This is a genomic window from Bhargavaea ginsengi, from assembly GCF_900109165.1.
Lineage (GTDB): Bacteria > Bacillota > Bacilli > Bacillales_A > Planococcaceae > Bhargavaea > Bhargavaea ginsengi.
In genome coordinates this window covers 59583-71041 of the sequence record NZ_FNZF01000002.1, presented here as the reverse complement: position 1 = coordinate 71041, position 11459 = coordinate 59583, and the positions used below count along the sequence as shown (strand labels likewise).

The following is an 11459-nucleotide window of genomic DNA, read 5'->3' as shown; positions in this document are numbered from 1 at the left end:
TGCGCTTTCTTCTTGCTATTACCTATATTGTCAGAAAGCATTGAACTTTTCAACCTCTATTTCTTTTTAGTGTAAAGCAGGTTGCCGCGCACCAAGAAATAGAACCGCAGCCCATATATACATATGTGGCGCGGTTCGGATTATTACAGAATCTATGATAGTCGAAATCTTCAGTTCAATCAGATTTCTATTTCGAAGTATTCGGTTAGTGGGAGTTCCCTTCCCTCTTCATGCCAGTTGTTGTACTTTCTGAACACCGCATGGGCGCTGCCGTTTTCACGTTCCACCAGCTCACTGACCGCAAGAAAACTGCGCCAGTAATCGAACATGATTGAAGGCAATGTCCCCTCATAGGATGCCGCACCAAAGTCATCAAGCGGATGCTTTCCGTAACGATTCTTCAGCTCATGGTACAGAGTTCGCTCGGTTGCTGTCACTTCCTTGAAGTACGGATCCCCGAGCAGATGGCGCCGCGGCAGGTAGAAGCACATGCCTTCCTCAAACCAGATGGCGTCCGTCCGTTCATCCTCAAAATCGTCGGGGAACAGGTCGAGGTGATGGGTCAGTTCATGGGCGAGGATATCCAGCAGCTGGGCTTCTCCGACCGATTCATAAAACGATCTCACTTCCGGAAGGTCCACCCCGTCCATCTGTTCAAACATGATCTGCTTCCATTCCTCCTGATCCGGGCACATGAAAATTAGATCTTCCCGGGTATAGGCAGGAATCGGAACATTACCGAACACATCCCTTGCCAGGTCCCCGCTTGTCCACACTACGGCCTTTGGCACTTCTGTGAGGCCGAATGCATTGCGGAGAAACACTTCGTAGGAACCGAGCCGCATCATGAGCCGTTTGGCTGTTGTTTCGTAAGCAGTCCCTTCTCCAGGAGTTTCAAAAGCGAAAACTGATTTCACTCTTTCACCACCTCTTTATCCAGACGCAGTTTCATGCCTTCATGCGTCGGCCTGAATCCAAGGCCTTCATAAAACCGGATGGCATCCGGACGACTCTTGTCAGTGGTCAGCTGGACGAGCCTGCACCCTCTTTCTTCAGCAAGCCCGATGGCGTGCCGGATCAGTTCTCTTCCGATTCCCCTGCCCCTCAAGGTTGAAGCGGTCCTGACACCTTCGATCATCGCCCGCCAGCTTCCCCTGTGCGTGATGGAAGGAAGAAGGGTGAGTTGCAGGACTCCCGCCAACTGACCATCCGCTTCAGCCACAATCAGCTCATCATTCGGGTCCTCGCTAATGGCGAGGAACGCCTCTTCGTAAGACCGTTCCAGCGGCAAGGCCGGATTTTCCCTGTTCCGGCCCAGACTGTCGTCTGCCAGCATGCTGACGATCCCCTCGAGATCGGCACGCACGGCAGGACGGAATTTCAGATTTTCATCTTTCATTGAAAGCCCCCCTTTCCTTCAACGATACCGGAATGCGGACAAAGAAAAAAGCACGGAAAATGAATTTCCGTGCCGTTGACGTCAGGAGACGTCCTTTTTGATTTGCTTACTGCGGAGCTGCCCGCATGCGGCATCGATGTCAGTGCCCTGCTCAAGGCGCACACCGCATTGGATGCCCCTGGACTTAAGTGTCTTTTCAAAGGCAGCGATCGCCTCAGGGGTGCTGCGGCTGTAGCGGTCATGCTCTTCAACCGGATTGTAAGGGATCAGGTTGACGTAGCTGAGGTGCTTTTTGTTCTGCAGGAGCCTGGCAAGCTGCTGAGCTTCCTCGACGTGGTCGTTTACGTCACTAAGAAGGATGTATTCGAACGTGATGCGGCGGTTTTTCTTGGACAGGAAGTAGTCGATCGCATCCATGACCTGTTCAAGAGGAAACGCCTTGTTGATCTTCATGATTTTCGTGCGGAGTTCATTGTTCGGTGCATGGATCGAAAGCGCAAGGTTGACCTGTAGGTCCTCATCGGCAAACTTGCGGATGCCCTTCACGAGGCCGCTCGTCGAGACAGTAATGTGACGCGCTCCGATTCCAAGTCCGTTACCGTCGTTGACGACACGGAGGAAGTTCATCAGGTTATCGTAGTTATCGAACGGCTCCCCGATGCCCATGACGACAATATTGGATACCCGCTCGCCTCCGCCGAGTGCGTCAAGATGCTCCTGGACGTTCATGATCTGTTCGACGATTTCGCCTGCGCTCAGGTCACGGCTCTTGCGGAGCAGCCCGCTCGCGCAGAAACTGCAGCCGATGTTGCAGCCGACCTGTGTCGTCACACAAACCGATTGTCCGTAGCTGAAATGCATCAGAACGGTTTCAATCAGGTTTCCATCCGCCAGGCGGAACAGGAACTTGACCGTCCCGTCATTGGATTCCTGCTTGACGGCAATGTCCATCGTCTTAATAGTGAACGCTTCGTCGAGAAGAGCCCGCAGATCCTTATTGACGTTTTTCATTTCATCAAACGATTTGACCCGCTTTTTGTACAGCCAGTCCCACACCTGCGCGGCGCGGAACTTCTGCTGGCCTTGGTCTGCCATCCACTGCTGAAGCTGTTCGAAGGTCAATCCGTAGACCGATTGTTTCATTGTATATTCTGCCTCATTCCGTTGAAAATTCTTTTCTTATCCTAAACGATGCCGGAAGATCCGACAAGTATTCAGACTTGACTCTTCCTTCCGGTCTTATTCACATACATGGCATGGTCGGCAGCATCCACCAACGCCTCCAGATCCTTGCCGTCTGTCGGCGAGACCGCAATGCCGAACGACACGCCGATCGACCTGCCACCCGCATATCCGAGGGAGCTCATCCTGGCAGAGATTTCCCGGGCTCCGCAGATCTTAAAGTCGTGATCCGCCTTCCTGAATATGGCGAGGAATTCATCCCCGCCCCATCTCGCAATGATTCCCCGGTTGCCGACGAACTCTGAAAGGGTCTCTGCGAAATCCCGGAGCACGGCATCACCGGTTTCATGTCCCCACGTATCATTGATCTCCTTAAAATCGTCAAGATCGAACAGGACAACCCCGTATCCGGGATGTCCGGATTGCTGAAGCTTTCTGACATATTCGATCAGCGAGCGACGGTTGTAGGCGCCGGTGAGCGGATCCCGTCTCGACAGATAGTCCGCGCGGTCGTACTGATAACCGCCGACATAAGCAACTACAAGAAAGAACACTGTCAGCAGGAAGAAAGAAGCACCGAACGGAACGTCCAGATAGACATGATAATAGAAATAACGCACGATATTAAAGAGCACGACGATCCCGGCTGCAGCCAGCCGCCCCTTCCAGCGCATGTGCGTCCCCCCGATTCATAGTGCACAATGTTAATTATCATACCATAAAAAAAGGAAACCCCACTGAAGGCGGAAAAGACTGAAAGCGGCTGTTTCCCGCAGAGCCGAAACTTTTACATATCCGTTTCCGTATAGAGAATATCGCTTGAAAGGAGCCTGTTCATGACATCACCGAAACCATCAAAACAGGACGGACTAAAGCCGTTCATCCGCCTATTGCGAACGACCGGCATTCCAAAAGCCGCACTCAGCTTTGGCATTGCAGGATTCCTCATCACAACGCTTGTCGGTCTCGTCATCCCGCTTCTCACTAAAGAATTGGTGGACGGGTTCTCCTTAGAGTCTTTAAGCCCACTGCTTGTTGCGGCCATTGTCGCTGCTTTCCTTATACAAACTGTCATTGATGGCTTTTCGACTTACTTGCTCAGTTACACCGGCCAGAAACTGGTGGCGGATCTGCGCGGGAACATGTGGCGCAAGCTGCTCCGGCTTCCGGTCTCGCACTTTGAAACGGAGGCAAGCGGCGGTACAGTCAGCCGTGTCGTCAATGATACAGGCATCGTGAAGGAACTCATCTCGAACCATGTGCCGCAATTCATCAGCGGCTTGATATCCATCATCGGGGCGATCATTCTTTTACTGATCCTCGATTGGCAGATGACTCTTGTCATGCTGGTCTCGATCCCTGTCACGATGGCACTCATGATCCCTCTCGGGCGCAGGATGGCCAAAATCTCCCGGGGGATGCAAGATGAGACTGCCGCTTTCAGCGGCAGCATCCAGCAGACCATCAGTGAGATCCGTCTGATGAAGGCGTCAAACGCAGAGGGAGAAGAAGAACAGAAAGGCATGGACGGCATCCGGCGGCTGTTTAACTTCGGACTTCGGGAAGCGCGCATCAATGCCATCATCGGGCCGCTGATGGGTTTGATCATGTGGGCAGTCATTGCCTTCATCATCGTGTATGGCGGTGTCAGGGTGGCGGATGGATCAATGTCCACCGGGACACTTGTCGCCTTTCTGTTGTATCTTTTTCAGATTGTCTTTCCCGTCACGACATTTGCCATGTTCTTTACCCAGCTGCAGAAAGCGAAAGGCGCGACAGAACGGATTATCGAAATCCTTAGCCTCGATCCGGAACCGGGACAACAGGGAGATACGATGGATGTTTCCGGTCTTCCCATCACAGTGGAAAGCGTCAGTTTCTCCTATCAGCCTGGAGAACCTGTACTGAATAGCGTCTCCTTCCGGGCAAATCCCGGTGAAATGATTGCTTTCGCCGGTCCGAGCGGAGGCGGTAAATCCACAATGTTCGCTTTGCTTGAACGATTTTATGAGCCTGAGAACGGCACGATCCGTGTCGGAGATACACCGATTTCCGCCCTGTCGCTTGAGAATTGGCGGAGCCAGATCGGTTATGTTCCACAGGAAAGCGCAATGATGTCCGGTACCATCCGTGACAACCTGCTATACGGAATAGAACAGAATGAAATTCCTGATGAGAAATTGTGGAAGGCGGCCGACATGGCGTTTGCATCAGAATTCATCAAAGGCTTCCCTCAAGGTATGGAGACCGAAATCGGCGAGCGTGGCATTCGGCTGTCCGGCGGTCAGCGACAGCGTATTGCCATCGCCCGGGCATTTCTCAGGGATCCTAAGATACTCATGATGGACGAAGCCACGGCAAGCCTTGACAGCCATTCCGAAGGTGTTGTCCAGGAAGCCCTGCAGCGGCTCATGTCCGGACGCACGACATTCGCAATTGCCCACCGCCTGTCTACGATTGTCGATGCAGATCGCATCGTTTTTATCGAAGGCGGCCGTGTGACCGGGAGCGGTACCCATCAGGAATTATATGAAACTCACCCGGTCTATAGGGAATACGCAGAGCAACAGTTGATCTGAAATCAATCTCTTGACTACACTTCCTATATCTGTTAATATTAATACTTGTGATGATTCATTTTGAACGGAATCGGTTTGAACTGGCGTCCATTCGCATGATGCGGAGGACACTCATTCACGCTGGCGCGGCTATAGGGCCGCAAGGACGCAATAGCAGGTAGGGATTGCGTTGCTTGGGTTAGCATGTGAGTGGATTCATACCGCGGCAAAGAACCCCCAGAGCAAAACGGGGGAGAAAAACGGAAACGATTGGCTTCAACTGAACATTGCCTATTTAAAAAAAGGGATGCTCCGCTAGTGCGGACGCATCCCTTTTCCATTTCCTATACACGATTAAATGAACATGCCGGCGATCGATGCACTGAGCAATGAAGCAAGCATACCCGCCGCTACTGCACGCATTCCCATGCGAGCGATGTCCGGACGGCGTTCAGGCGCCATGCCGCCGAGGCCGCCGAGTAGGATTGCTAGCGAGCTCAAGTTTGCAAAGCCGCAGAGCGCAAAGCTGACGACCATGGCTGTCTTGTCGGAAAGCTCACCAATTTGGGGTGCGAACGAAGCATAAGCAACAAATTCATTCAGCACAAGCTTTTGACCGATGAAGCTTCCCGCATGCACCGCTTCCTGCCAAGGAACACCGATGGCGAATGCCAGAGGTGCGAACACATAGCCCAAAATGCTCTGGATCGTAAGATCTTCCGCTCCGAACCAGGACCCGATTCCGCCCAGAAGACCGTTCAGAAGCGCGATAAGTGCGATGAATGCAAGGAGCATTGCGCCGACATTGAGCGCGAGGCTCATTCCGTCCCCTGCCCCTTTTGCTGCAGCATCGATGACGTTGGTTGCGCCGGTGTCTTTTTCCATAACGAATTCATCATCTTTCGGCTTTTCTTTTTCCGGCATGATGATTTTCGCCATGATCAGGCCGGCGGGAGCAGCCATGAAGCTTGCAGCGATCAGATATTCAAGTGGAACACCCAGAAGCGCATAGCCCGCCAGCGTGGAGCCGGCTACGGAAGCCAACCCGCCGGTCATGACCGCGAAAAGTTCCGAGTTGGTCATGTTCTTCAGGAACGGCCGGACCACTAATGGTGCTTCCGTCTGACCGACAAAGATGTTCGCCGCGGCGGACGTGGACTCCGTCTTGCTCGTACCGAGCAGCTTCGAAAGGCCTCCGCCCAGCAGTTTGATGATCCACTGCATGATCCCCAGGTAATACAGAACCGAAATCAAAGACGAGAAGAAGATGATGATGGTCAGTACCTGGAATGCAAATATGACACCCAATTCTCCATTGCCGTCGGCGAGCGGCCCGAACAGGAACGATATCCCTTCCCCTGCATAGCCGATCACATTGTTGACGGCATCGGTTACATTAAGAAGTACCTTCCGCCCGATTTCCGACTTAAGAACGATAAATGCAAACAACAGCTGAAGTGCCAGCCCGCCGAAGATTGTCCGCGGGTTGATCGACTTTTTCCCTGTCGACAGCAGAAAAGCGATACCGAGCACGACAGCCATACCCAACAGGCCCCACAAAATATTCATGGCTAATCCCCTATCATTTCAGATCCGGCAATCGCGGGATGGAAGGCGGATCGATTATTGTTGTCTGACCTCAGACATTTTCGTTATTAAAGGTATCAAATAGGCCATACGATTGTAAATGCTTAATGTCCTACTAATTCATTTCCGCAATTGCGCAAACCATCGGAAAGTATGACAACTTCAACATTCCCTTCCTAAGAGCCCCATAAACAGGAAAAGCCGACAGTCCGGTTTCCTTTTGGGAAGCCCATCTGCCGGCTTTATTCGTAAATCCGTTCCTTTGAAAAACCATGGCCCAAAATTTCGGAAGCGTTCACGAAAATGACAAAAGACGATGGTTCTTTTTCATTCAGCATCTTTTTCAGATACACCGCTTCAGCCTGTTCCGCTACACAAAGGATCATTGTCCGTTCCTTGTTGGAGTGGCCGCCTGTCACCCGCAATTTAGTAAGACCACGATCTATTTCATCCCGTATGATCGTCCTGACCTCCTCTTCCCTTTCAGTAATGATCAGAATCAGTTTCTGCGGGGAGGTCCGGAGCTGGACAAAGTCGATGACCTTACTTGTCACATAGATGGACATGAGGGCAAATAAGGCAAGTTCAAAATCAAATACAAGCGCAGATGTCAGTACGACGGCCCCGTCAACGATCAGTTGGGCAAAGCCACTGGATATCCCTGTGAACTTTCTCAAAATCTGCGCGATCAGCGCTGTTCCTCCTGTTGAACCATTTCCCCTATAGACGATTCCCAGGCCAACTCCGAGGATGATGCCTCCATAAATGGATGACAGAAGAGGGTCTTGTACTCCAAGTTCAAGACCGCCTGTCAGCCAGATAGTAAATGGGACAAACATGGTGCCTACAAGTGACTTCATGCTGAAATCTTTCCCGGCAAGAATGATCGCAAGGATAAACAGCGGAATGTTCACCAGCCACTGGATATAGGCAGGGTTGAAGCCATAGAGCTCATAAGTGATGGTACTGATTCCGGACACGCCTCCGGCCGCAAGCCTGGCCGGAAGCAGGAACAGATTATAACTCAGTCCCACCAGTACCGAACCGAAGATGATCAGCAGATAGTCATTGGATATAGCTTTCTTCAAGTCAGATCCCCCCTGTTGCACTTCCTCTATTTTATCAGTCCCAATATGTTTGGAAGTTCTGAATTCCTTTAGTAATCTGATGAGATAACAGACTGTGAGGCCCTTCAATACAACAAACCGCACTACCGGAATGGCAGTGCGGTTTGTTGCTGTATCAGGATGCTTCCTGAGGGCTTTCCTTCACAGGAGCCGTGTCTTTTTGTACCGTCGGCAAAGTTGCTTTAGAGGGTAACATATTAAAGACAATGTTCAGCAAAATGGCTGTAAAGCTTCCGGCGACGATCCCGTTGCTTGTCAGCAGCTGCACGCCCTGCGGCAGCGAGCTGAACAGATCCGGTACGACGGACACTCCAAGGCCGAGACCGACCGAGCAAGCCACGATCAGCGCATTTTCTTGCGATTCGCCCATGCATTTGCTCAGCATCTTGATGCCTTGGGTCGCGACCATGCCGAACATGGCCAGCATCGCCCCGCCAAGAACGGAGGTTGGAATAACTGTCGTGAGTGCCGCGATTTTCGGCAGGAAACCGAGCGCGATCAACATGATGCCGGTGATCACGATCACACGGCGCGTCTTGACGCCTGTCATCTGTACCAGGCCGACGTTCTGCGAAAACGCCGTATAAGGGAAGGCGTTGAAGAAACCGCCAAGCATGACGGCAAGCCCTTCCGCCCGGTATCCGCGAGACAGGTCTTTCCTCGTGATCTTTTTGCCGGTGATATCGCTCAGCGCATAATAGACGCCGGTCGATTCGACGAGAGATACGATATTGACAAGACACATCGTGATGACCGCAGGCCAGACAACGGATGGTGTGCCGAAGTAGAAGGGTTCGATCATATGGAACACGGATGCTTCACGGACATTTGTGAAACTGACCATTCCCATTGCAGCCGCCATGAGCGTTCCGGCTATAAGACCGAGAAGGATTGAAATGGCGCGGACAAAGCCTGTCGAGAATTTATAGATCAGGATGATGATCATCAGTGTCGCGAATGCAAGGGTGATGTTAGTGGCGGAACCGAAGTCCGCAGACCCCTGCCCACCGCCCATATTATTGATCGCGACAGGAATCAGTGTCAGACCGATGATCGTAACGACCGTGCCTGTGACAATCGGCGGGAAGAACTTACTCAGCATACTGAAAAATGGACTGATCAGTACAATGAACAAACCGGACAGGATAATCGATCCGTAAAGTGCGGAAATCCCGTATTCGCCGCTGATGGCGATCATCGGCCCCACTGCAGTAAAGGTGCAACCGAGCACGATTGGCAACCCGATGCCGAAGAAACGGTTGGAAGCAAGCTGCATAAGCGTGGCCACACCGCTGAGGCAGATGTCGACCGCGACGAGGTATGTCAGCTGCTCGGCGTTCAGGCCGATTGCGCCGCCGACGATGAGCGGAACGAGAACCGCCCCTGCGTACATAGCGAGAAGATGCTGGATGCCTAATGTAGTCTCGCGGATTCCCTGTTTCAACGGACTTCACTCTCCTCTCGGAAAGCTACTTTCCCGTCTGCGAGCGACTCGATGATGGCGAGCGATTCAACACGCACGCCCTGTTCACGAAGCAGTTTACCGCCGTTCTGGAATCCTTTTTCAATGACGATCCCGATACCGGCCACCTTGGCACCAGCCTGTCCGGAGATATCGAGCAATCCTAACGCAGCCTGCCCGTTTGCAAGAAAGTCGTCAATAATAAGGAGTGTGTCGTCAGCAGTCACATAATCTCCGGAGACGGAGATGGTGTTCACGGTCTGTTTGGTGAACGACTTGACTTCCGAGCTGATCAGCCCTTCAGTGAGCGTCAGGGATGCGCGCTTTCGGGCAAAGACGACAGGAATTCCCATCGTAAGACCGGCCATGGCCGCAGGTGCAATTCCTGATGACTCGATTGTAAGGATTTTTGTAACGCCGTCATTCTTAAACCGCCGGGAGAATTCTTCCCCGATCGCCTGCATGAGCTTGGGGTCGATCTGGTGGTTCAGGAAAGAGTCTACTTTCAGCACTTCCCCGGAAAGCACACGGCCTTCCGAAGCAATCTTTTCGCGAAGTTGTTTCAAAACGATTCCTCCGTTTGTTTACCACGGCGCTCAATCCGGCATGGAACAAAAAAACCGGCGGCCGCCCCCCTCTTGAGGGGCACAGCCGCCGGCAGATCTGACTCCGGTGGAAAAGGAAACAAGACGGGGGCACGCCCCCATCCCTGTTTTCCGCTGCCTCTCATAGTCGGCCCGTTTACGGCGGGCCGGTAGAAACTTGCAGGCCATATTCCTGCGATTATATGAGCGTCTGATATTGATTGGGCTAAGTATATCATGGCATCGGAAGTTTTCAAGCAAGTCATAAATAGACGAAATTTCGCGACTACGGTAAACGTTTTCCTTTATTGTTTTCTGCCAAAAGGAAGACTCTCATCCATATTATGCCGGTGCAGAAAGACGTTCATCCGGAAGATATAGAGAGACTAAACCAAGAATAGGCAGGAGGCTGATGACGATCATCGTCGTATAGACTCCGGCATAATCCATGAATGCACCGATTGCGACCGAGCCGATTGCCCCCATGCCGAATGCGAAACCGACGGTCAGCCCGGCCATCGTTCCAATCTTGCCCGGGACAAGTTCCTGGGCATAGACGACCGCCACTGAGAAGCTCGACATTAGGACGAATCCGATTATGCCCAATACCGGCCCGACCAGCCAAATTGGCAGGTGGGGCAGTACCGCAGCGAGCGGGATCGGAATGAGCGCAGAGGCAGCAATGACTCTTTTCCGGCCGTATCTGTCAGCGAAGGGCCCTCCGAAAAATGTCCCCGCTGCACCAAGAGCCAGGAACATGAAGATGAAATACTGTGCCTGCCGCACAGTCAGTCCATATTCTCCGGTCAGATGGAAGACATAATACCCCTGCATATTCACCACATAAAACGATCGCACGAAAATAACCAACATGAGCAGCGTGAGACCGGCTTTGACTCTGCCCGGTGTCAGCCCGGAAATACCTGAAATCTGGCGTTTCTTGCCCTTTAATGCGTTTTCTTCACTGAGTCTGGCATTCATCCAGCGGGCAACCCTGCCAAGGATCACCACTCCTGCCCCAGCGAGGATCAGGAACCAGGCAGCCCCTGTCTGTCCCAATGGGATCAGGATCAGTGCGGTGATGACCGGAGCCAGGGCCTGTCCGCTGTTTCCGCCGACCTGGAAAATTGACTGCGACATTCCCCGCTTCGACCCTCCCGCCATGAATGCCACGCGGGATCCCTCAGGGTGGAAGATTGCCGATCCAAGACCGAGGAACATCGCCGCGACGAGCAGCATCCAGTATTGCGGGGAAAACGCCAGAAGCAGAACGCCGATAAACGCTAACCCCATTGCTGCCGGCAGCATCCATGGCCTGGGCTTTTTGTCGCTGATAATCCCGACGACAGGCTGCATGACCGACGAAAGCATCTGCAAAACAAAAGTGATGAGTCCCAACTGGAAGTAGCTATAAGCGTTTTCTGCCTGAAGAATCGGATACATCGCAGGCACAACAGCCGAGATGGCATCATTTAGCAGATGGCAGCCGCCGATAGCGAACATGACCGGATAAACGGGATCCGGCGCCCGTTTTATGGTAGCGGCTTTGGCCGTCATGGA

Annotated in this window: 10 protein-coding genes and 1 riboswitch; of the genes, 1 reads left to right on the top strand and 9 read right to left on the bottom strand. The window is 52.5% G+C overall.

Going from position 1 to position 11459, the window contains the following annotated elements:
• Positions 1-179: 179 nt before the first annotated feature.
• The 4 genes from BMX91_RS05545 to BMX91_RS05530 all read right to left on the bottom strand — a co-directional run bounded on the left by BMX91_RS05545 (position 180) and on the right by BMX91_RS05530 (position 3255).
• A complete protein-coding gene (locus tag BMX91_RS05545) occupies positions 180-917 on the bottom strand; it encodes a hypothetical protein (protein ID WP_092050947.1) in 738 nt (245 codons plus the stop codon).
• Positions 914-1399: a GNAT family N-acetyltransferase gene (locus BMX91_RS05540; RefSeq protein WP_092050946.1), complete on the bottom strand. Its 486-nt coding sequence runs from the start codon at positions 1397-1399 to the stop codon at positions 914-916. Before BMX91_RS05540 ends, BMX91_RS05545 begins: the two co-directional genes overlap by 4 nt.
• 81 nt (positions 1400-1480) lie before the next feature.
• Positions 1481-2542 carry a 23S rRNA (adenine(2503)-C(2))-methyltransferase RlmN gene (gene rlmN, locus BMX91_RS05535; RefSeq protein WP_092050944.1) on the bottom strand — a complete coding sequence of 354 codons (1062 nt, stop codon included), beginning with the start codon at positions 2540-2542 and terminating at the stop codon, positions 1481-1483.
• Positions 2543-2613: 71 nt separating this feature from the next.
• Positions 2614-3255: a GGDEF domain-containing protein gene (locus BMX91_RS05530; protein WP_092050942.1), complete on the bottom strand. Its 642-nt coding sequence runs from the start codon at positions 3253-3255 to the stop codon at positions 2614-2616.
• 162 nt (positions 3256-3417) lie between these two features.
• Between BMX91_RS05530 and BMX91_RS05525 the strand changes: the two genes are divergently transcribed.
• The gene (locus tag BMX91_RS05525) at positions 3418-5160 is read left to right on the top strand and encodes an ABC transporter ATP-binding protein (protein WP_092050941.1); all 1743 of its coding nucleotides are present in this window, start codon (positions 3418-3420) and stop codon (positions 5158-5160) included.
• A gap of 333 nt (positions 5161-5493) precedes the next feature.
• Here BMX91_RS05525 and BMX91_RS05520 read toward each other — a convergent pair whose 3' ends face one another.
• The 5 genes from BMX91_RS05520 to BMX91_RS05500 all read right to left on the bottom strand — a co-directional run bounded on the left by BMX91_RS05520 (position 5494) and on the right by BMX91_RS05500 (position 11456).
• Positions 5494-6708, bottom strand: coding sequence for a NupC/NupG family nucleoside CNT transporter (locus BMX91_RS05520; RefSeq protein WP_092050939.1), 1215 nt, complete (start codon positions 6706-6708; stop codon positions 5494-5496).
• A gap of 260 nt (positions 6709-6968) precedes the next feature.
• Positions 6969-7814: a YitT family protein gene (locus BMX91_RS05515; RefSeq protein WP_092050937.1), complete on the bottom strand. Its 846-nt coding sequence runs from the start codon at positions 7812-7814 to the stop codon at positions 6969-6971.
• A gap of 154 nt (positions 7815-7968) precedes the next feature.
• Positions 7969-9297, bottom strand: coding sequence for a nucleobase:cation symporter-2 family protein (locus tag BMX91_RS05510; protein WP_092050935.1), 1329 nt, complete (start codon positions 9295-9297; stop codon positions 7969-7971).
• On the bottom strand, positions 9294-9881 hold the full coding sequence (locus tag BMX91_RS05505; protein ID WP_092050932.1) for a xanthine phosphoribosyltransferase: 588 nt from the start codon (positions 9879-9881) through the stop codon (positions 9294-9296). The genes BMX91_RS05510 and BMX91_RS05505 overlap by 4 nt, the downstream gene beginning before the upstream one ends.
• 143 nt (positions 9882-10024) lie before the next feature.
• Positions 10025-10126, bottom strand: a riboswitch (purine riboswitch).
• Between the two features lie 115 nt (positions 10127-10241).
• Positions 10242-11456 (bottom strand): MFS transporter, encoded by a 1215-nt coding sequence (locus tag BMX91_RS05500; protein ID WP_092050930.1) that lies wholly within the window; start codon positions 11454-11456, stop codon positions 10242-10244.
• Between the last annotated feature and the right edge of the window lie 3 nt (positions 11457-11459).